Source organism: Segatella hominis (assembly GCF_004535825.1).
Classification (GTDB): Bacteria; Bacteroidota; Bacteroidia; order Bacteroidales; family Bacteroidaceae; genus Prevotella; species Prevotella hominis.
Window position 1 is genome coordinate 16,491 of the sequence record NZ_SGVY01000024.1, and the last position, 22,738, is coordinate 39,228.

General features: G+C 44.5%; 15 protein-coding genes and 1 pseudogene. 13 read left to right on the top strand and 3 right to left on the bottom strand.

The window, feature by feature from the left end:
* Positions 1 to 3 precede the first annotated feature (3 nt).
* From EXN75_RS09805 to proB, 8 genes and pseudogenes are all read left to right on the top strand, one after another.
* On the top strand, positions 4 to 525 hold the full coding sequence (locus tag EXN75_RS09805; protein ID WP_134843662.1) for an energy transducer TonB: 522 nt from the start codon (positions 4 to 6) through the stop codon (positions 523 to 525).
* A gap of 12 nt (positions 526 to 537) precedes the next feature.
* Entirely contained in the window at positions 538 to 1,596 is a 1,059-nt protein-coding gene (locus EXN75_RS09810; RefSeq protein WP_134843663.1) for a tetratricopeptide repeat protein, read from the top strand.
* A gap of 21 nt (positions 1,597 to 1,617) precedes the next feature.
* Positions 1,618 to 3,693, top strand: a complete 2,076-nt coding sequence (locus tag EXN75_RS09815; protein WP_134843664.1) for an outer membrane beta-barrel protein — start codon at positions 1,618 to 1,620, stop codon at positions 3,691 to 3,693.
* A gap of 123 nt (positions 3,694 to 3,816) precedes the next feature.
* Entirely contained in the window at positions 3,817 to 4,599 is a 783-nt protein-coding gene (gene proC, locus EXN75_RS09820; RefSeq protein ID WP_134843665.1) for a pyrroline-5-carboxylate reductase, read from the top strand.
* Between the two features lie 154 nt (positions 4,600 to 4,753).
* Complete coding sequence (locus EXN75_RS09825; protein WP_134843666.1) at positions 4,754 to 6,304, top strand: PQQ-binding-like beta-propeller repeat protein; 1,551 nt, start codon at positions 4,754 to 4,756, stop codon at positions 6,302 to 6,304.
* 78 nt (positions 6,305 to 6,382) lie between these two features.
* On the top strand, positions 6,383 to 6,937 hold the full coding sequence (locus EXN75_RS09830) for a helix-turn-helix domain-containing protein (protein WP_118117266.1): 555 nt from the start codon (positions 6,383 to 6,385) through the stop codon (positions 6,935 to 6,937).
* 36 nt (positions 6,938 to 6,973) lie between these two features.
* A complete protein-coding gene (locus EXN75_RS09835; protein WP_134843667.1) occupies positions 6,974 to 8,632 on the top strand; it encodes an AMP-binding protein in 1,659 nt (552 codons plus the stop codon).
* A 164-nt stretch (positions 8,633 to 8,796) separates the two neighbouring features.
* Positions 8,797 to 9,567, top strand: a pseudogene (gene proB, locus EXN75_RS09840) (glutamate 5-kinase); the annotation flags it as partial.
* Between the two features lie 109 nt (positions 9,568 to 9,676).
* Here the strand turns inward: proB and EXN75_RS09845 are convergent.
* Positions 9,677 to 11,857, bottom strand: coding sequence for an alpha-galactosidase (locus tag EXN75_RS09845; RefSeq protein ID WP_134843669.1), 2,181 nt, complete (start codon positions 11,855 to 11,857; stop codon positions 9,677 to 9,679).
* 103 nt (positions 11,858 to 11,960) lie between these two features.
* Positions 11,961 to 14,321: a TonB-dependent receptor gene (locus EXN75_RS09850; protein ID WP_408005949.1), complete on the bottom strand. Its 2,361-nt coding sequence runs from the start codon at positions 14,319 to 14,321 to the stop codon at positions 11,961 to 11,963.
* A gap of 321 nt (positions 14,322 to 14,642) precedes the next feature.
* On the opposite strand from EXN75_RS09850, the gene EXN75_RS09855 reads away from it, so the two are divergent.
* The 5 genes from EXN75_RS09855 to EXN75_RS09875 all read left to right on the top strand — a co-directional run bounded on the left by EXN75_RS09855 (position 14,643) and on the right by EXN75_RS09875 (position 21,445).
* Positions 14,643 to 16,280 carry a DUF6377 domain-containing protein gene (locus EXN75_RS09855; protein ID WP_134843670.1) on the top strand — a complete coding sequence of 546 codons (1,638 nt, stop codon included), beginning with the start codon at positions 14,643 to 14,645 and terminating at the stop codon, positions 16,278 to 16,280.
* A gap of 233 nt (positions 16,281 to 16,513) precedes the next feature.
* The gene (locus tag EXN75_RS09860) at positions 16,514 to 17,704 is read left to right on the top strand and encodes a PDDEXK nuclease domain-containing protein (RefSeq protein WP_246031358.1); all 1,191 of its coding nucleotides are present in this window, start codon (positions 16,514 to 16,516) and stop codon (positions 17,702 to 17,704) included.
* A 233-nt stretch (positions 17,705 to 17,937) separates the two neighbouring features.
* Positions 17,938 to 19,224: a glutamate-5-semialdehyde dehydrogenase gene (locus EXN75_RS09865; RefSeq protein ID WP_134843672.1), complete on the top strand. Its 1,287-nt coding sequence runs from the start codon at positions 17,938 to 17,940 to the stop codon at positions 19,222 to 19,224.
* 13 nt (positions 19,225 to 19,237) lie between these two features.
* Entirely contained in the window at positions 19,238 to 20,200 is a 963-nt protein-coding gene (locus EXN75_RS09870) for a Rossmann-fold NAD(P)-binding domain-containing protein (protein ID WP_118117288.1), read from the top strand.
* Positions 20,201 to 20,377: 177 nt separating this feature from the next.
* Complete coding sequence (locus EXN75_RS09875) at positions 20,378 to 21,445, top strand: Rid family hydrolase (RefSeq protein WP_118117259.1); 1,068 nt, start codon at positions 20,378 to 20,380, stop codon at positions 21,443 to 21,445.
* Positions 21,446 to 21,583: 138 nt separating this feature from the next.
* Here EXN75_RS09875 and EXN75_RS09880 read toward each other — a convergent pair whose 3' ends face one another.
* The gene (locus EXN75_RS09880) at positions 21,584 to 22,732 is read right to left on the bottom strand and encodes a 1-acyl-sn-glycerol-3-phosphate acyltransferase (RefSeq protein WP_134843673.1); all 1,149 of its coding nucleotides are present in this window, start codon (positions 22,730 to 22,732) and stop codon (positions 21,584 to 21,586) included.
* Positions 22,733 to 22,738: the final 6 nt, after the last annotated feature.

Sequence of the window (22,738 nt, forward strand, 5' to 3'; positions counted from 1 at the left end):
GGTATGAAAGGAAAAAACAATCAGGAAGAAACTTATTTCCTGGGCAAAGCACAGGAAACAAGATACACAAAATCACATTTATATAAAAAGGTATTTGGGATTGCCGCTTGCGTGATAGCAATAATAGGTATAGCCCTCATCCTTATGTTCAAACCGCAAAGCGTATCACAACCTCATGTGTTAAAGACGATAGCTGTTTTACCGGAAGGTGGTCAGATGCCTGTCTTCAACGGCAATGGCGACATCAACGATTTCCTAAGATGGGTGATGACAAACATCCAATATCCTAAAGGATTGGAAGACAAGCCTGCGCGAGTAGTCATCAACTTCACCGTTCAAAAGGATGGAACATTGGGATTGTTTAAAGTTCTCGAAGCTCCCAAAGAAAAAGCCTACGAGCAGACTGTGATTGAACTTCTCAAGAGAAGCCCTCATTGGAAGCCTGCCCGACTCTCCGATGGCGAAGAAGTCAACATGGAGTTTACCTTGCCTGTCGTTTTCACTCCCGAAGTAAGAAAGAAATAATCAGCAAAAACGATGAAACAGTTTAGATTGATCCTTATATTATGGCTATGTATGGCAATGAATGCCAAGGCCAACGAGACCACAGCTAATCTACTTCAACAAGGAGATAGCTGTCTGAGTAGATATGATGTGTTTCATGCAACCCAATACTACCAAAAGTATCTGGAAGCAAATCCATCTCACCTGGAAGCACGCAGGAAACTGGCTTCCTGCTATCGGAAAGTAGGCAACTACACCGCCTGCATTTCTTGCCTTGACAAGATTCCATCAGATAGCATCAACCACGAAGACATGCGAATGTTCTATTATGCGTATCTCAATCAGAACAACAATGACAAGGTTTCTCTCTGGGGTGAACGCATCGCATTCTTATTCCCATACGACAGTGAGATTATTGCTTCGCTTGCCTCCCACTACAATGGAGCAAACCAACCTGGCAGAGCCGAGGAAGTGGCAAAGAATTACATCTCCCAGTGTGATTCCACGAACTTATATGTCAACAAGGAATACGCCTATTCCCTATTCATGCAATTCAAATATGACGAAGCGATACCATTGTATGAAAAGTTGATAGCGCAAGGCTTCGATAATTTTGAATCAAACTTTGTGCTTGGTCTTTGCTATGAGAACCAGCCCAACAAAGAGGAAGCACTAAAGCATTACCAGAAAGCCGTTCAATTCAAGAGCGACAATGCCACATGCCTTTTCCATTTAGCGTTGGCAGAGAAAGCACTCAACATGGATTCACTATCCATGGCTCATTTCAACCAGTCGTTAGAGGTTTCCTTGCCAAAAGACAGAGCTTTGCGAACCTATAAATGGCTAGCCGACTTACATTTTCAACACAACCGATATGCAGACGCTGCCCGTGACTTTGAGTTAAGCATCCTTTACGATGAAGAAGACGACCCGCTCAACTATTACAATGCCGCCCAAATGTTCATCGCTTCCAAAAACAAGTTGAAAGCGAAACAGCATCTCCAGATGTTCTTAGCAAATGCAAACAGACTAGAAGATAAAAAAGAGGCAGCACAACTCATATCCAAAGCCAAAGAGCAACTCAAGCAATAACCATCAAACAAACATAAACACATGAAAATAAATTTTATCTTAGGTTCAGCATTATTGCTGAGCCAGCCCCTTTGCGCTCAAAACGAAGAGGCAAAAGACACGCTTACCGCCCAGATGATGATGCAAAACCTGCCAGAGGTTTTCGTCAAGGCGACACGTCCTATCGTCAAGGCAGAAAGAGGACAGTTGGTTTACAACATGCCACTGCTCATAGAGAAAATGCCGGCAGACAACGCTTATGATGCCCTTACCCGAATACCAGGAGTAAACGAACTAAACGGCAACATCAATTATGCAGGAAAGGAACTGACTCTCATCATCAACGGCAAACCAACCACGCTCAATTACGCACAACTGGCAGAGCGATTAAAAGCCATGCCCGCATCACAATTAGCCAAAGCCGAAGTGATGCTGGCAGCGCCAGCACGCTTACATGTTCGTGGAATGGTCATCAACCTGATTACCAAAGACTATGTAGGAAAGAACCTGCTTTCAGGACAAATACAAAGCATCTGGAGCCAAAGCAAATACGGAGAAGGGGAAGGCAAAGGCAACCTGCTGTTCCAAAAAGGAAAATTCGGACTGGATGCCATGTATTCATTTACAGATGGAACATCATACGGTGAAACTACTACCAATGCCAATCATTCCCTTCAAGGGAAACGAGTAGCGTATCATGACAAGACCTCACAGAAAACCCTTGGATTGACTCACAACTATCGCTTGGGACTGAGTTATGCATTTGCTGATAACCACCAGCTATCCCTGGCATATACAGGAAAATGGGACAGCAGTCATCCTCATCATGAAACGATGGGAACAGGCACATCCCAGCAACAAGGCAATGAACATATCTACCTGCATAATGTAGATGCCAGCTACAACCTACCCTTTGGACTACAAATAGGCATATCCTATCTCAACTACCAAAATCCCAGCCAACAATATCTGGCAGGAACGATGCTTGACGAAGAGCGCATTCTATACACAAACAGCAAGCAAGTAATAGATAAATGGCTTTTCACCGCCGACCAATCCCACTCATTGAAGAAGGGTTGGGAGCTGTCGTATGGTATGAAATTTCAAAACTGTAACAACAGAAGCTACCAAACCACGACCAACAAGGATGGAACAGAAATTCCAGATGCAACCAGCCAGGTGAATATTGAAGAAAGAATCTTGAGTTTCTATGGCGGCATAAGCAAACAGATAAACGAGCGAATCAGCTTGGAAGCCTCTGTCGAAGCAGAGCAATACCATTCTCCACAATGGAACAAATGGCATATTTATCCCACACTTAATGCATCGTGGAAAACCAATCCTGGCAACATACTCAACTTATCCTTCAGTTCCAGCTCACAGTTTCCTAGCTATTGGTCAACTATGAGCAGCATTTACTATGCCTCTACTTATATGGAGATATGGGGAAATCCTCATCTCAAACCTTACTCTACATACGAAACCAACTTGATGTGGACGATCAAAAGTCGCCATACATTGATGGTATTTGCAGAGTTCCAACCCAACTATTCAGTACAATTGCCTTATCAGACTACCGACCACCTGGCAGTCATCATGAAGGAGACCAATTTCGACTATAACCATACTATGGGCATTAGAGCATCGACGACTTTCGGAATAGGCAATTGGATGAACGGAAGTGTTTCGGCAACAGGAATCTACAGACATGACAAGAGTAACGATTTCTTTGACATGCCCTTCAATCGCAAACATATCTCTGCCATTCTTGCCGGAAATCTATCCGCTCAACTTAGCCGAAGTCACCACATCCATTTCATACTTAATCCATTCTACCAGTCGAAAGCCATTCAAGGACTCTATGACATCAAATCAGTCTTTCTCTTGAATGCTATGTTGAGGTGGGCTTCCGATAATGAAAAATGGAGCATTGTGGTTAAAGGCAGCAACATCTTCAACGAAAGATTCTCTACAAAATCAGTACAAGGCAATCAAGACTACCACATGAACATCAAGCAAGATTGGGCATCTGCCTCCATCTCCATCATCTACAAAATAGGCAAGTACAAGGAGAAGACGAACAAGGACGTGGATACTTCCAGAATGGGAGTAAACTAACGAATTTCTTAAAAAATCGTCAGCAAACCAGCGTACTTTCTTAAAAAATCGTCAATAAACTGCTCTTTTTCTGATAAAAGTCGTATCTTTGCACCATAATTGCATTTTAACTATAAGAAGACAATGAAAATAACAATTATCGGAGCAGGTGCTATGGGCGGTGCCATGGCAGAAGGCTTATTGAAGAGTGAGAACTTCACTCCTTCAGATATTACGGTATCTGACCACAACCAACCAGTATTGGATCACTTCGCAAGCGAAGGAGCCAGCGTAACCCTCGACAACCAGTTGGCTTGTCACGGCGCAGATATCGTATGCGTAGTTGTAAAGCCTTGGTGCGTGGAGAAAACTTTGAAAGGTATCAAGGATGTACTTGACTACAAAAGCCAGAAACTCGTAGTAGTTGCAGCCGGTGTTCCATCAGCCAATATCAAGGAATGGCTTGACAAGGACGGTTCTACCCCAACATTTTTCCTGGTAATGCCAAATATCGCTATCGCTTACAAACAGTCGATGACATTCATCACTCCAATTGATGCATCTGCTACAGAGAGTAAGCAAATTACAGATATATTTGATGAATTGGGCGAGAGCCTCATCATGGAAGAACGCCTTTTCCCTGCAGCCACAGCCATGTCATGTGCCATTGCTTATGCGATGCGCTATGTAAGAGCCAATGTGGAAGGCGGCGTAGAGATGGGCTTCAAAGCTAAGGATGCACAGAAGATTGTACTCCAGACTGTGAAGGGTGCTGTAGAATTACTGCAAGAGACTGGCGAACACCCAGAGGCTGCCATTGATAAGGTTACTACTCCTGGCGGCTGTACCATCAAGGGTCTCAACACCATGGAACAAGGAGGTTTCACTTCTGCCGTCATCAACGGCTTGCTGGCAGGTAAAAAATAAAAATATTCCATCATAAGAAGTGTATTGTAATCGTCGATACACTTCTTTTTTTTCTTATCGAAAATTTTCAGTAAAAGTCTTTGGCGTATTCATTTTTTCTTCGTATTTTTGTCCCCGACAATCTAAACGCTTGCAATTTAAAACCAATCAGAAGATGAATTACCATAAAAATCATGGCAATCTCAAAAGATGCTGGGGACTTATATTCTGTTCACTAAGCATATTATTAGGTGCCTGTACAACAAAAGTTGTCAAGCAACAAGACAACCTGCCAATAGAGGATAGTACTGAAATCGAAGTCAACACAACTGTTCTTCCCCTACCAGACACCTTGTATCCGTCGGTAGAGAGAGTGCGCTACGATGTTGAAATCAAAGATTCCAGCGACCTCACCTTGTCCTCTTTGGAGAGTCTCTATGATGGGGAAGATGTACTGACTTTCAGGAAAACCCTACTGCGTGATGCCAACTTTGGCGGTAAGGTAACAGGAACACCTGCTACCATAGACACGGCATGGGTATTTCATACCTATTATAATACAGAGCAGACGAAATATGGAATCTGGGGAGGAGGTTCCGGATGGACTGGTCAGCCTCTTTTTCACAAGAAGAGAAATGAGATTATGGTTGGATCTCTATGCGGCAGAGTCTATTTCATCGACTACAATACAGGAAAGGCGACAAGACAAGCTATAGACGTGACCAACACGATAAAGGGAACTCCATCGCTCGATCCTACTCTCGACAACCTCTATGTCGGACAGGGTGTTCCCAATCACCAACCATTCGGAAGTTTGACCATAGATCTGAAAAAGAACCAGATAACCGATTTCTTCGGACGTGACCCAAAAGCACGCCGCGGTTGGAATGCTTTCGACTCATCGCCAGTAGTCGTAGGAGACTTCCTTTTCTGGCCTGGCGAAAACGGATGTCTGTATAAATTCCGCAGAGCCCAAGGCAAGCTTACACTTGCAGCTGCATTACGCTATACCATCAACGGTTCGGCTTCTGGAGTAGAGAACAGTCTCTGCGTATATCGCAACTACGGTTTCTTCGGAGACAATCATGGCAACATTCTTGCCGTCAACTTAAATACGATGAAACCAGTTTGGAGTTACAACAACCATGACGACATAGATGGCAGTATCGTATGCAAAGTGGAGAATGACACACCTTATATATATTGTGGCTGCGAAGTGGACAAACAGGGAAATGAAGGTATCTGTCATATCGTAAAATTAGATGGAAGAAACGGCAATCGTATCTGGAATTTGCAGATACCTTGCAAACGCTTTACCTTAGGAGAAAAGGCGCTTGATGGCGGTATGTATTGTACTCCATTATTAGGAATGGGCGATTGCAGCCATCTTCTTTTCGCCAATATTTGCCGAAACGGAGCTGATGGAAAGGGAGCAGGATCTGGCGAAATGATAGCCGTCGATATTCAAACAGGTAAGATAGTCCACTCGACCCAGCTGAACCAGTTTGCGTGGTCATCACCTGTAGGATTCTTAAACGAGAAGAACGAAATGTATATTTTCACAGGCGACTCTGGTGGAACCACATATCTTATCCGCGCCAAGACCGGAGAAATACTGTGTAAGAAGCATTTTGCTCACAACTTTGAATCATCGCCATTGGTCATTGGCAATACCGCTATCGTAGGCTCCCGACAAAACGGAATCTATAAATTCGTTATCAAATAGAGGATTAACGCTGATTTTTCTTGCTCATATCAGCAAAAATTAGTACTTTTGCCCACAAACCAATAAAAATATAGAAATATGGACGAAGCAATCAAGCAAATCGGCGAGAGACTGAAAGGTCTTCGCGAGGTTCTCAACATCCCTGCAGAGGAGGTGGCTGAGCTTTGTGACATCAGTCTCGACCATTATCTCAAAATAGAGGCAGGAGAGGCAGACCCTTCTGTGTATCGCCTCTCAAAGATATCCAAGCGGTATGGTATCGACCTTGATGTATTACTCTTCGGCGAGGAACCTCGCATGAAGGGATACTACGTGACCCGCAAGGGACAGGGACCGGAGATTGACCGTAACAACCAATATAAGTACCAGAGCCTTGCCGTTGGTTTCAAAGACAGAAAGGTAAATCCTTTCATGGTTCAGGTTGACCCATTACCTGGTAATGAGAAACCAAATAAGAACGGACACGACGGACAGGAATATGATTATGTGATAGAAGGAACACTTGAGGTAACCATCGAAGAAAAAGTCATGGTACTCAACCCTGGTGACAGCATCTATTTCGACAGCAAGAAACAACATTGTTTCCGTTCCCTCAATGGAGAACCTGCCAAGTTTCTTTGTATCATTATCTAAATAGAGAATTCAATTCTCTAAGCAAATCAAACAATTATGATTGAGAGATTTTTAAAACAAACTAAATTTACTTCAGAACAAGACTTCAAGGAGCATCTGGAGTTCATTATACCAGAAGATTTCAACTTTGCCTACGATGTAATGGACGAGTGGGCAAAAATCAAGCCAGACCATGTTGCACTGCTTTGGACAAGTGAACGTGGCGAGGAAATACGTTTTACATACAAGGATCTGAAAGAACAGAGCGACAAGGCTGCTGCCTATTTCCAGAGCCTCGGCATTGGTCATGATGATAAGGTAATGCTTATCCTGAAGCGCCACTATCAGTGGTGGCTTGCCATGCTCGGACTCCACAAGATAGGAGCCGTAGCCATTCCTGCCACCCATATGCTCACCAAGCATGACATCGTATATCGCAACAATGCCGCCAGCGTAAAAGCCATCATCTGCTGCGGCGATGATTACGTGGTAGAGCAAATTGAAGAAGCTATGCCAGAGAGCCCTACCGTCAAGACCCTGATCAGTATCGGTCCGGACATTCCTGAAGGTTTCCACGACTGGATGAAGGAGTGGAACGAATGCGCTCCTTTCGTTCGCCCAGAACATGTAAATTCCAATGAAGATACGCTCCTGATGTATTTCACATCAGGTACGACAGGCGAGCCAAAGATGGTGGCCCACGACCACCTCTATGCCCTCGGTCATCTGACCACGGGTGTATATTGGCACAATCTCCACGAGAACTCCATCCACCTGACCGTAGCCGATACCGGTTGGGGAAAGGCTGTTTGGGGCAAACTCTACGGTCAATGGTTTGCCGGAGCTACCGTCTTCGTATTCGATCACGAGAAGTTTACGGCTGATAAGATTATGCGTCAGATAGAAAAATATCATATCACTTCTTTCTGCGCCCCTCCTACTATCTACCGTTTCATGATTCAGGAGGATTTCTCCAAGTACGACCTCAGCAGTCTCGAATATTGTACAACTGCGGGTGAAGCGATGAATCCATCCGTAGCAGAAACCTTCCAGAAACTGACTGGTGTACAGATCTACGAGGGCTTCGGACAGACCGAAACCACCATGACATTAGGAACCTTCCCTTGGATTAAGCCAAAACCAGGAAGCATGGGCAAGCCTAACCCACAATATGATGTTCACATCCTTCGCCCTGACATGACAGAGTGTGAGGATGGTGAAAAGGGTGAGATTTGCATCCGCATCGGTGATAACAAACCTCTTGGACTCTTCAAGTATTATTACCGTGACGAAAAGCAGACAAAATCTGTGTGGCATGACGGTTACTATCACACGGGCGATATGGCTTGGCGTGACGAGGAAGGCTACTTCTGGTTTGAGGGCAGAATCGATGATGTGATCAAGAGTTCAGGTTATCGCATCGGTCCTTTCGAGGTAGAAAATGCCCTGATGACTCATCCTGCCGTAGTAGAGTGCGCCATCACCGGTGTACCAGACCCAATCCGCGGTATGGTTGTCAAGGCAACCGTCGTACTGAAGGATGAATACAAGAGTATGGTAGGACCTGACCTCGTCAAGAAATTGCAAGATCATGTGAAGCACGAGACTGCTCCTTATAAATATCCTCGCATCATCGAATTCGTAGATGAATTGCCAAAGACCATCTCTGGCAAGATTCGAAGAGTAGAGATTCGAGAAAAGGACGGAGTTAAGTGAAAAACGAAGAGTGAAGAGTGAAGAATTCTCTTGCTTTAACAAGCTAAAATTTGATATAAAAAAGCTATTGAATTCTTCACTCTTCACTTTAACATATATCATATCACATAAAATATAACAAGAAGAACAAGAATACTCTTCGTTCTTCACTCTTCACTTTAATCATGGGAAAAAGAATTGTAGTAAAGGTGGGCAGCAATGTGCTGACCCGAGAAGACGGAAAGTTGGACGTAACAAGAATGTCGGCGATTGTAGATCAAATCGTTTGGCTCCGCGAACACGACTATGAGGTAATTCTGGTATCATCAGGTGCCGTAGCAGCCGGAAGAGCCGAGCTGCATGTTGATCACCATTTAGACAGCGTGGAGCAACGCCAGCTGTTCTCTGCTATCGGACAGGTGAAACTCGTAGGTCTCTATTACAACCTTTTCCGTGAATACAAGATTAAGATAGGTCAAGTATTGACCATGAAGGAAAATTTCGGTGCCGAAGAGCAGTATAAGAACCAGGAGGCCTGCATGCAGGTAATGCTGGAAAACAATGTACTTCCTATCGTCAATGAGAACGATACCGTGTGCATCACCGAGTTAATGTTTACGGATAATGATGAGTTGTCTGGCTTGATTGCCAAGATGATGAATGCCGACACACTTATATTATTAAGTAATGTGGACGGCATCTACAATGGCGATCCAAGCGAGCCTACCACCCGCATTATCCCATCGGTTTATTACGACCGCGATATCAGCGAGTACATTCTTGCCAGCAAGAGCAGCCACGGCAGAGGCGGCATGACTTCGAAAGTGAAAACCGCCCACGACGTAGCCAATGCCGGCATCAAGGTAATCATCGCCAATGGCAACACGCCAAACATCCTCATCAACCTGAAGGAGCATCCGATGGAGACACTTCATACAGAATTTGTAGCAAGACCGCTAAACAAGTAAAATCATTAGGGAAAAGAGATACAGATACCTAAAAAAAAGCAGCAAGCCTATTTATAGACTTTGCTGCTTTTTGATTTTATTATGAATAGTTGATACGTTATTCTAATACCAATACATGGCTGGTTCCATCGGTCTGGCTGAATACATTCAAGCCAACTTTCATCAGATAGTCACCGCTGTACTGTTTACCATTGCACTCCAAATCAGATTCCTTTCCAGGCATCAGATTGGTCTCCTTGATAGTATATACTTTATCGGCATCCAAACCCTGCATCTTCACATTCATCACAGGCTCCTTGTAGCGTGGGTGCAAGTCGTATGCAAAGAGAACGGCACGCTGTTTGTCCTTGCTTACATAGTTGATAGCACAGTGGTTGCCTTCGTATGGAGAAACCAGGCGATACTGGTCGCCTTCGAGAATCATCGGTTTCATGCTGTCATAGTTCTTGACGGCGTTCTGAACGAACTTATAGTCATCCTTTGAGAGTGACTTGAGGTCGATGTCGAAGCCCAACTTGCAAGAACTGCAAACATCGGTGCGGAACTTCACGCTGGTATTTTTGTTCCAATTGGTTACATGAGAGCCCATGGTCTTGGCAGGGAAGAACTTAGACAAGCTCCACTGGATGTAGATGCGCTCGAATGGATCTGTATCGTCTGAACACCAGAATTCAGTGAAATACTTAAGCATCTCGTAATCCATTCTGCCACCACCACCAGAGCAAAGCATCATCGGCAACTTAGGATACTTGTTATGAATACGGGTAAGCACCTTATAGATACCACGTACATGATCGATATAGAAGTTGCCCTGGTTCTCCTTGTGATATGGAGAGTAGATGTTGGTAATCACACTGTTGCAATCCCACTTGAAGTAAGCCACATCTGGGTTCTCCGTCATGATGCGATCCACGATGCCGAACACATAATCCTGTACCTTAGGGTTGCTGATGTCAAGCACCAACTGGTTGCGATAGTAATAAGTGTCACGCTTAGGCTGCATGATGACCCAGTCGGGATGCTTCTCAAAGAGTTCGCTCTTAGGATTCACCATCTCAGGCTCAATCCAAATACCAAACTTTACACCTGCCTTCTTGGCATCTCTTACCAATCCTGGTATTCCCTCTGGCAGCTTGCTCTTGGTAGCCTCCCAGTCGCCGAGACCTGCATGGTCGTCCTTGCGAGGATACTTGTTGGCAAACCAACCATCGTCGAGCAAGAACATATCTACACCCAAGTCCTTTGCATCCTTCATCAACTCAGCAAGACTCTGCTGGTTGAAGTCGAAGCCAGTATTCTCCCAGTTGTTCAAGAGCGTAAGGCGATCTTCCATACCCATGTTCACCTGATACTGGCGAGCCCAGTTGTGCAGATTTCGTGAAGCCTCACCCATGCCATTGTCGCTCATGGCAAAGATAAACTCAGGGGTAGTAAATGTCTCTCCTGCCTTCAACTTATAGTCGGAAGCGTATGGGTTGATGGCTGGGATGACACGAAGTGCGCCCACGTTGTCCACCTCGAAGGTAAAGCGGAAGTTGCCAGGCCATCCGATGGTACCAAGCATCACCTTGCCTTCGTTTTCCTTGGCAGGCTCATCAAATCCCAGTTCAAAGAATGGCTCCTCCTGCATGGCTGCACGGGTACCCAACTTGGTATCAACAATCTTTTTACCAGCAGTCAACTGACAAGTCTCAGGCTGTCCTTCCTTAGCCCAGTCGCTATGATAATTGGTAACGAAATACTTGTTTGCCTTGAAGTAGAGCATGGTAGAGCTGTATCTCCAGAGGGTGACAGGGGCTTTCTCTTTGTGAGAGATTTCGCTCCAAGCCTTGATGACGTTCTCCTTAGGATAAGCTGCGTAGTGGAGCTTCACGGTCAGCGGATATACTTTGTCCTGAAGGGTGATGATGGTTTCTGTACCCCCATTGATAGCTTTCTCCTCGGATGACTTATAATATAAATAGGTGGTCATGTTACCATCGGCATGAGTCACAGCCACTGCCGGCTCGAAGAAATCTTCAGCACCAGAGGTTGCATAAACCTCATGACCTCGCTGGCAGACGGCACCATCAGAGGCTGCATATACGTCCCATTTCAGGTTCTGATAGTCTGCGGGATTCTTCAACTTGTCGCCTAAATACACTTGATAGAGACGACCTTTAGGAGAAACTTGCATCACGAGATCGGTCTTGTCGGTCGATACTCTGATGGTCTTTTGCGCGAATGCCATCACTGAAGTCATGCACATAGCTGCAATAATCATAAATACCTTTTTCATTGTTCTTTGGTTTTTATTTGATTGTTGGTTTTATTATTTTTGCTATTACGATAACATCTTGCAGTCTTACTTTATTGCAATTTTCATCGTATATTATGAAAGCTTAGAACTTGATTCCTGCTGAGAACTCGATGGTGAATGGGCGAAGATAGCTGCCGCTCATATATTTGCCTGCATATTTACTGGCTTCTTCCTTTGTAATCAACTCCGAACCATTGATGGTACCTTTGGCACCCTTCTCGTTGAGGATGTTGATGACGCTCACACCGAGGCTCAGTTTCTTATTCACGTTCCAGTTGATTCCGCCGAAAGTCTCCCAGTGACCATTGAAATAGAGTGCCTCCTGGAGGTTGGCGTAGGTCTTGCCAAAATAACGGAAGCTCAACCAAGCATTCAAGTTCTTGGTGATGTCATACTTAGGATCCAACTCAATGAGTACCTGTGGAATCTCCTTCACGATCATGTTGTTTGCATTTACACCCATAGTCTGACCGTCGTTGAACGTTACGCTTGCATTGTAGTTCTTATACACAGGCTTCTGATAGGTGAAGAGGGCGTGCATGTGGAAGTTCTTGAATGGATTGATCTCGGCAGAGGTGGTCCAACCCAAGGTCTGGATGTTGTAGATGAGCAACACGGTCTTACCTTCAGACGTGCCAGGCTTGGTGAGGTTCTGCTGGTCGATGTTGTTCGACTTCGAGATGTAAGTAATCATGGAAGATAAGTCTATCCAATCGTTCTTGTAGAAGATTCCACCACGAATCAGCGGGATTGTAACTCGCTTGTACTGTTCCTCGGTAGGACCTGTTCCTGCATACTCGCTGATGCGTGGGAAGCGAGTGGCGATGGTTGCGTCAGCTGTCAGACCAAACTGGTTGGTGAGGTTGTACGTCAACTGCAGGGTAGCCGCATAGTTCAGTTTGTTCTTGGTCACCTTGGCTGGTTCGATATTATGCGCTGTGGCTACGATAGAACCATCCTCCGCAGTAGAATAGGTGTTGTAATTGCCGATATGGAATCCCTTGAAGCGTGAGGCAGAAATTTGGTTTGCCGACATGCGATAGTACTCCAGACGTCCGCCATAGAAGACTTTGAACTTAGGGGTTACTCTCCATTCGTCGGTAAAATAAACAGCCAACTTGTTCTCAGAACCCTTGGTGTATTCAGGACTCAACTCGTTATATCCAAAGGTCTCGGAGCGACGTGCGGTCAGTGTAGGGTCAAGAGGATTTACGTACATTTGGCTCAATGTGCGAGGATAAGGCTCCACGGTACCAGCCCACTGGAAAGATGATGAATAGTAGTCGAGATGATAATACCACTCGTTCAGACCTATCATCAACTTGTGGTTGTTCAGCTGCTTGCTGATTTCTGTCGTCATGAGAGCATTACTCACCTTTCCTACGTGCAACCAAGTACGTCGTCCCTCAATGAGTCCGCTATAAGCTGAGCCATCGGAGAACTGATAACCATCAGCCTCGCTCACCTCCGAGATAGAGCTACCACCGTAATCCACGTAGTTGGCGCGAGGAGCATTCATGTATTTAGCGTTGAATTTCCACAACCATCCGTTGTCAAATTGGTACTGGCTGATGAGGGCAATCTCGTTGGCGTGGTTCTCGCTTCCGTCGCTCATGTTCCAGGTCTCCATCTTGCCAGTCTTGGTGTTCAAGTATTGGAAAGAACCTTGTCGCTGAACATAGGAGTCCATGCCTGGGTCGAAGCCAGCGATTTTCTTGATACTGCCGTCACCTGCGTAGATGAAAGGTGCCGCATTAGCAAAGTTGCCTGGGTTCTTGCTGTTTGAGTACTTATATAATAAGGAGATGCGTCCCTTGCCTTCGTTCAGAATTCGGGTCAGACCGAAATGATAAATCTGGGTACGATCTGCGTAATCGGTGAAGCGAAGCTTGAAACTTCCTGGGTCGAAGTTCTGGTACATACTAACAGTATAGAGCCAGTTGGTACCGATGCCACCAGAGAGGTTAAGGTCAAAGTTCTGCATACCGAAGTGGTTCGCCTTGTAATTGAGCTTGCCCTTGAACTCTTTCTGACCAAATTCGCTGAAAGAAGATACAGCGTAAGCAATGTTACCTGTGGCAATAGCCGACTCGGAAGGCGTCATCAGGTCGGTACCTTTCAGAGAGGCATCGCTGCGCCAGTGGGCTGAGAGTTTGTGAACTGAGGATGAATAAACTGCAGGAAGACCGTTCTCATATACGGTTACGTCTTCGCTCGGCAATCCAATCTGGATTTCACGAGGCTTGTTGGCGTCGGCAGCATTAAGCATCACGTTACGCTCTTCCTTCTTGTCCTTCTCTACGGATTCCTCTTCGAGGTTGAAAGACTTCTTTTCTTTTGTACTTGACTTCTCTTCATGATTATTAGAAGGAAGTGCATACATGTAGCTTGTCGCTGACATTACAGCCAAAGCCATGGAAAATGTACGGATTTTTAGGTTCATAACTTATTCTTTTTTTAGTTACATTATTAAATTTATTTGTTCATTCCAAAATGTTTTAATCTGAATCGAATGCGTTTAGATTTCGGTTACAAAGATAGATTGTTTTTAGACACCTTGGTGCAGTGTGTAGGGCGTGAGTAGATGCTTGGATACTCTTATAAAGACTTAACTGCCTAATAATCAGAATATATATAGAATTAATACTTTTTATGAGAGTAGATGTTGAAAAGAAGAATAAAAGTCGTATTTTTGCAGCCGTAAAGGGTTATTCTCTTTCATAACAAAGCAAAAACAGGTAAGAACAATAACAAACAAAGGACAATGAAGAAGATAGTATGGCTCTTGATGATGGTGGTGATGCCGATGTTGGCAAATGCGGCATTTTCCCGTAATGCGGATTTGGACGACGAGGATGAGTTGCTTCATCGTCTGGACCAATATATTGCTCGTCGGGACGAGTTCTCTTCCAAGAAAGAGAAGAAACTCGTACGAATGAAGAAAAAACAGAATCTTACTTCCGACAAACGAGAGCGTCTGAGTCTTTACAATCAAATCTATCGTGAGTATTATACTTATCGATATGACTCAGCCATGGTATATGCCAACAGGGGTCTGCAATTGGCAGAACAGTTGCATGATGACTATTTCATCAACCTCAACAAGATCAATCGGGCTGCGGTGTTATCCACAGGTGGATTCTATAGTCAGGCAGAAGACCTGTTGCTTTCTTTGAAGTCAGAAGACATTTCGCCCAAGCTGATGCAATACTATTATTACACCTTGACATGGGTGTATAACTATTGGGGAGCTTTCTGCGAAAGGTCTGAATTCAAGGAGGAAATGCAAGACAAAAAAAGACTCTATCTTGCCAAGACCCTTGAATATGTAGGCAACAAGCATTCCGCGCTCTATTATTATCTGAGTGGTGAGTTGGAGTATTTGCTACATCGCACAGACAAGAAAGTGTTGGGCTGGTATCAGAAAGCCCTTGCCGCCAGTCCTATTGACAGTAGAGTGCATGCTTCTGCAGCATATTGTATAGCTCGTTATTATCAAGACAATGGGCAGATGGACATATATGAGAAATATTTGGTAAAGGCGGCCATCTCCGACCAGATTTGTCCCTTGAAAGAAAATTTGGCACTTCAGGAACTTTCCACCTATCTATATAATAAGGATGCTAAGTATGCGAAGCGTGTGTCAAAGTATATCTATTGTTCGATGGAAGATGCTCAGTTTTATAACAATCGTCTTCGAATGGTTGAGATCTCTCGCATACTTCCGCTTATCACGGAAACGAATCATCAGCAAGGAATACGTCAAAATCGCATCATCACGGCATCGCTGGTTGTGGTAAGTATCGTGTCTCTTGGCTTCTTGGCGATGATGTTCTTTGTCTTCAGGATAAATAAGCGTTTGGCAAAGAGTCGTCGGGAGGTGAAGAGTCAAAATACACTCTTGGACGAACTGAACCAGAAGCTGCTCAATACCAACAAGCGCAGGGAGACTTATATGAGATTGTTTATGGACATCAGTGCCGTCTATATCAAGAAACTCGACGATTTTCGCAAGTTGGTGAGCCGCAAGATCAAGGCGAAACAGACTGCCGACCTCCTTACCGCCATCAACAGCTATAAGTTGTCAGAAGAGGAAGCTTCAAGTTTCTACAACCGATTCGATAAGGCTTTTATGGACTTATACCCTAACTTCGTGGATGAGTTCAACCAACTGCTGTTGCCAGAAAAGCAGATTGTTCTCCCAGCCCCTAACAGTCTCACCAAGGAACTGCGTATCTATGCACTGATGCGACTGGGAATTACAGATGGTCAGGAACTGGCCACCCTCCTGTTCTATTCTACGCAAACCATCTATAATTACAAGACAGCCATCAGAAAGCGAGCGAAAGACCTCACCACTTTTGATGCAGCCATCAACCAACTATGCAATGTGATAGGCTAATAAATGGCAGAAAGTTGAGTATGTACCTCAACTTTCTGCCATTTTCTTTTGCATATTCAAGAAATAGTTGTACTTTTGCCTTTACAATAAGGCTGTAACACAAAAGATGTAATGGCGTATAAAACTAAGTAACAAGAAATTAGAAAATCTTTTCATTTACCAAAGGATATGAAAGTTCTGAGTATTTCTGCGATAGAGAGGTGGCAACAAAGACCTTGATGTTGCACTAAAGAATGGAAGGAATAAGAGCTAAAATCAGTAGCATTATGAAACAACCCCGCAAGAAATATAATGATGAAGACAATATGCTCGTCAACGACTTGCGCTCCATCGTCAGCAAGGCTCGTAGCAAAGCATTTGCTGCCGTCAATTATTCTCTGGTGGAAAGAAACTGGAGAATAGGACAACGTATTGTGGAACAGGAACAGAACGGAGCATCACGTGCAGAATACGGAAAGCATGTGATCGAGATTGCTTCGGCTGCTCTTACAGAGGAATTCGGGAAGGGATTCTCGGAGACAAACATCATGAATTTCAAGAAGTTCTACCTGAAATTCAAAGAGTTAACAATTCCTCAGACACTGTCTGAGGAATTCAAAAAGCAAAAACATCAGACACTGTCTGATGAATCTTCTTTGCTACCCCAAAAAGGTCAGACACAGTCTGCCCAATTTGAGTTACGCCTTCTTCCTTGGTCTCATTACGAGCGTCTTATACGAGTAGAAGATAAGAAGGCTCGTGAATGGTATGCAAAGGAGGCATTCGAGCAAGGTTGGAGTTTCAGAACCTTGAACCGCAATATCAACACCTTATATTATGAACGTCTTCTTATGTCAAAGAAGAAGCAGCCTGTCGTTAACGAGATGCAAGACAAGACAAAGGCTTATCAGCAAGACAAACTCGAATACATCAAATCTCCTGTAGTCATGGAGTTTTTGGGATTACCTTCCGACTCTTCTCTCAAAGAATCGAAATTGGAATCTGCCATCATAGATAATTTAGAGAAGTTCTTGATGGAAATGGGGAAAGGCTATGCCCTTGTAGCTCGCCAGCAGCATATCCGAACGGAAGAGAACGACTACTACATCGACTTGGTATTCTATAATTATCTTATCAAGAGTTTTATCCTTGTAGATTTAAAGGTCAACCGCATCACCTATCAGGATGTCGGTCAAATGGACATGTACTTGCAGATGTATGACAAGATGAAGAAAGGACCAGACGACAATCCTACTATCGGAATCATCCTCTGTGCCGAAACCGATTCGGATGTAGCCCGATACTCCACTCTTGCCAAGAACGACCAGATGTTCGCTGCAAAATACAAGCTTTACCTGCCAGACAAGGAAGACTTGAGAAGAGAGATCGAACGACAGAAGGAACTGTATCTAATGACTCACCCTGAAGAAAACGAAAAAGAGTAATTCTTCTGGCAGTATCAAAATAATTAGAAGGAACCATTTCAAAAAGGTCAGGCACTGTCTGACCTTTTTTAATATCATTTTCCGTATAACTATCCATTTATCTATAAAACTATTACTTTTTCTTGCATAAGGTTTGCAATTTCCGATATTTATGCTTACCTTTGCCGTTGTTAAGAGGAAACTCGTAACACATTACAAAATATCTTATCATCAAATAAGAAAGGAAATAGCGAATGGAACTGAAAGAGACTTTCCAAAAAGTGAAGACTGCCAGCAAGACCTTAAGCTTGCTCAGCGATGATCAACGTAATGAAATTCTGCAGGCGGTGGCTGATGCCATCATCGCCGAAACTCCTGCGCTCCTTGCAGCAAATGCAGAAGACCTGGCAAAGATGGACAAGGCGAACCCGCTCTATGACCGACTGCAACTTACTGAGCAGCGACTTCAGGATATTGCTTCGGATATGAGACACGTCAGCACGTTGCCCTCACCACTTGGAAGAGTTCTCAAAGACAAAACACTCGAAAACGGATTGCACCTGCAGAGAATTGCCGTTCCTTTCGGAGTCATCGGTATGATTTATGAGGCTCGTCCTAACGTAACCTACGATGTTTTTTCTCTCTGCTTCAAGAGCGGCAATGCCTGCGTATTGAAGGGTGGAAAGGATGCAAATGCCTCTAACTCAGCGGGTGTCGAACTTATCCACAGGGTGTTGATAAAGTATGGAGTGAATCCTGACGTATGTACGCTCCTACCTGCTACCCATGAAGCTACGGGAGAAATGCTGAATGCCGTTGGCTATATCGACCTCTGCATTCCTCGTGGCGGAAAGAAACTCATCAACTTCGTTCGTGATACTGCCAAAGTACCGGTCATTGAGACAGGAGCAGGCGTGGTACACTGTTACTTTGACAAGGATGGTGACTTGGAGATGGGCAAGCGCATCATCACCAATGCCAAGTGCCGAAGAGTAAGCGTATGCAATGCACTCGACTGTCTGTTGATTCACGAAAACAGATTGAGCGACCTCCCTGCCCTCTGTGAAGGACTCGCCGAGAAGCAAACCAAGATTCATGCTGATACCCAAGCTTACGAGGCATTAAAGGGACACTATCCTGATACCTTATTATATAAGGCAGAGGAAAGCGAGGCGAAGATGAAGGAAGCCGATGCCAACGTGAAGAGCATCTGGAACACCGAATGGCTCAGTATGCAGATGGGTATCAAGACTGTAGCTTCTGAAGACGAAGCACTCGACCATATCGCTACTTACGGAAGCGGACACAGCGAAAGTATCGTTTCTAATGACAAAGCAGCCCAAAAGAAATTCCAGATGATGGTAGATGCTGCTTGCGTCTATGTGAACGCTCCAACCAGCTTCACCGATGGCGCACAATTTGGACTGGGCGCAGAAATTGGCATCAGTACCCAGAAACTTGGAGCTCGCGGACCAATGGCGCTAGAAGAGATTACCACCTACAAGTGGTTGATTACAGGAAATGGACAAACAAGAAATTAAAAACAAAATAACAATGAAGACATTCTTTAATGTTGAAGACCTTGGCGACCTGAAAGCAGCGCTCGCCGAGGCTCAGGAAGTGAAAGCAAACCGTTTCGGTTATCAAGAGTTGGGCAAGAACAAGACCTTGCTGATGATATTTTTCAACAACAGTCTCCGTACCCGTTTAAGTACACAAAAGGCAGCAATGAACCTGGGCATGAATGTAATCGTGCTCGACGTAAATGCTGGTGCATGGAAGTTGGAGACAGAACGTGGCGTTATCATGGATGGCGACAAGAGTGAACACCTGCTTGAGGCCATACCTGTGATGGGAAGTTTCTGCGACCTCATCGGTGTACGCAGCTTTGCCGGTTTGAAAGACCGTGACTACGATTATGCCGAGACCATCGTCAACCAGTTCGTGAAGTACAGCGGCCGCCCTGTTTTTGCCATGGAGACTGCTACCGTTCACCCACTCCAGGCATTCGCCGACCTCATCACCATCGAGGAGCACAAGAAGGTGGCTCGTCCTAAGGTGGTTCTGACCTGGGCTCCTCATTGCCGTGCCTTGCCTCAAGCCGTACCAAACTCATTCGCCCAGTGGATGAATGCAGCCGATGTAGATTTCGTAGTAACCCATCCTGAAGGTTATGAACTCGACCCTAAGTTCGTAGGCAATGCCAAGGTGGAGTACGACCAGAAGAAAGCATTGGAAGGCGCAGACTTCGTTTATGCTAAGAACTGGAGCTGTCCAGGCGTAAAAGACCCAGCACAGTATGGTGAGATTCTGAGCAAGGACATGAGCTGGACCATCGACGAGGAGCACATGAGCTGGACCAATGACGGTTGCTTCATGCATTGCTTGCCAGTTCGCCGTGGTTTGATTGTTACAGATGATGTCATCGAAAGCCAGAACAGTCTGGTCATTCCAGAGGCAGCCAACCGTGAGATTTCAGCCGAGGTTGTCATCAAGCGTATGCTTGAGTCACTCTAAAGCAGGAAATAAGAAAGAGATTGGGGAAGTAAAGGAAAACAAGCCTTTACTTCCCTTTTTCGTTCTTCCCCCTCATGATTCCATCCCCATTTCTCGGTATTTTTATCTTTTCATTCTGTCCAAATTCACATATTTCAAATATTATCTGTACCTTTGCCGCCGAAAAAAAAGAAGAAGATGGACAAATACATTACATTATCACCAGAAGCTAAGGGCACTTTCAACGACCGCCTCAACTTTCTGTATCTAAAAATAGGTAATTATCTCGACACAGAGAATCTGCAGAATAGAACCTTGCAGTATTGCAAGGTTTTCCTCAGCGACTCCAAAAACCAGATAAAAGAGCTACAGGAATCGCTCCTTTATCAGGAATTTCTCAAAGATACCAATCTTACGATTGTAGAGCAACCTCCGCTTGATGGAAGCAAGATTTCTCTCCTAATCAAGACAACAGATGATAAGACCCCTATCCTATTCCATAGTCTCCGACTGACAGAAGAGGAAGCTAAAGGAAAAGATTCATACGAGCAAACCCGTATGCTGTTTGAAAGATATCTAAGCCTCATCGCTGATACAGATATGACCATGGAACGGAATCTGGTAAGAACATGGATTTACGTAACCGATATTGATGTAAACTATCAAGGCGTGGTAGAAGCCCGAAACGACGTATTCAGCCAACAAGGTCTTACTGCAGATACTCACTATATCGCCAGTACAGGCATAGGAGGAAGCACTTCTGTTCTGAATGCATCCGTGGCCATCGACTTCCTGACCATTCCTGATATCAATGAGGAAAACAAGAAGTATCTTCAGGCACTCGAACATCTGAATCCTACTCATGAATATGGAGTTGCCTTCGAAAGAGGAACCCGAGTTACAATACCAGTTCATTCTGTAAATTCTGATGGAAACCAACAGTTCAAACAGCAATACTTTATTTCCGGCACAGCAAGCATCGACAAACAAGGTGATGTAGTTTATGAAGGAGACATTGTAAGACAGACAGGCAGACTTCTGGAAAACATCGGAGCTCTGCTAAAAGACGGTGATGCCACCATGAATGACATCCAATACTTCATCATCTACTTGCGCGATATTTCCGATTATCATACGGTAGATAGACTGATGCAACAGTTTTATCCACAGATACCACGCATCATCGTGGACGCAAAAGTATGCCGCCCTGGCTGGCTGATAGAGATGGAGTGCATTGCAGAGAAAGAAACATGTTCTACAAAATAAGGAATTATAAAGATTCTGTCATCTAACCTTCGTCGGAATTCTCTCATCACTTATGATTTCATTTCCTGCCGCACAGGCATCAAGCTCTACTGGCTTCGAAGTGAAACCAGAGGTATTCTAAAAAAATAACCTTGCTGCTTATTGAGCAGCAAGGTTATTACGTACAGGATTAGCATACATCGTCAACAGACGCTCTTTCAAGTAGGCCTCATCCTTATTAGGAAGGTCAATTTTTGCAAGTTGACCCTGGATATACTTTTCAAATTTTGCTTTGTCTTCAGCTGTATATTGATCGGTATAAGCCTCCGTTTCCTCCAGCATATCGAGAGCCACATAATTTCCAGGATACAAACGGTAATTACGATGTATCTGCTGGTCAATATAAGCAGCTACCTTATTATATATATCCTGCTTTGGCATATCCGGATCCAGAGAATCAAGATACTCATCAAGACATGGGGCAGCATGATAATGTACGTGTCCCTTATAACCGAAGATACCAGTCTGCATACTTACCAGATCATCAGTAGGTCCCTTTTTCCACTCCGCATGATCACGCTTCTGCTGGAATTCCTTTGCCTTCAGAAAATCGCATGGGTCATACTCATAACTGATAGACAGAGGAACCAGATGCAACTGCTTCAATCGTTCTATAATACTTCCCTCACCACCCATAGACATCATCTGGAGAATTGATTTCTGGGTACGGTCATTGCTATCCTTGGCACGACCTTCACGCTGGGCAATCCAGATATTCTCATTTTTCTCCTTGATAGCAAAGTGCATATAGTCGGAAAGACGCTTACTGGACATCAACATCTGACGCATACTCAAGGCACGCTCTACGATGAATGCCTTGTTGACACGTACCAGATCCTTGACCCATGGAAGAGACAGGAGATTATCGCCGATGGCTATCTCGCAAGTCGTTTTGAACTTGTTTTCTATCAGCATGACATCGAGGATAGCAGAATCGAGCACGATATCACGATGATTACTGATGAAGGTATAGTTGCGGGTATTGTCGAGTGACGAACAGTCCATCTCGCAGCCCGTAGTCGCCTTCTTCAATATGCCAAGAACGAAGTCATAAGCGAAAGCCAGCTGGAAATCAAGATTTGTCTTACAAGCCTTCAACTTTTGGGCAATCATTTCCAATGGTACCTGTGGATACAGGTATGCCAACACTTGCTTGAACTGGTCGTTTGCCAGCAAACGATCAAATACCTCCGGGAGGTCTTCCGGCTCCCAAGGTCTAATGGTATCAAATTCTTGAGGGATTTTCATGATGTA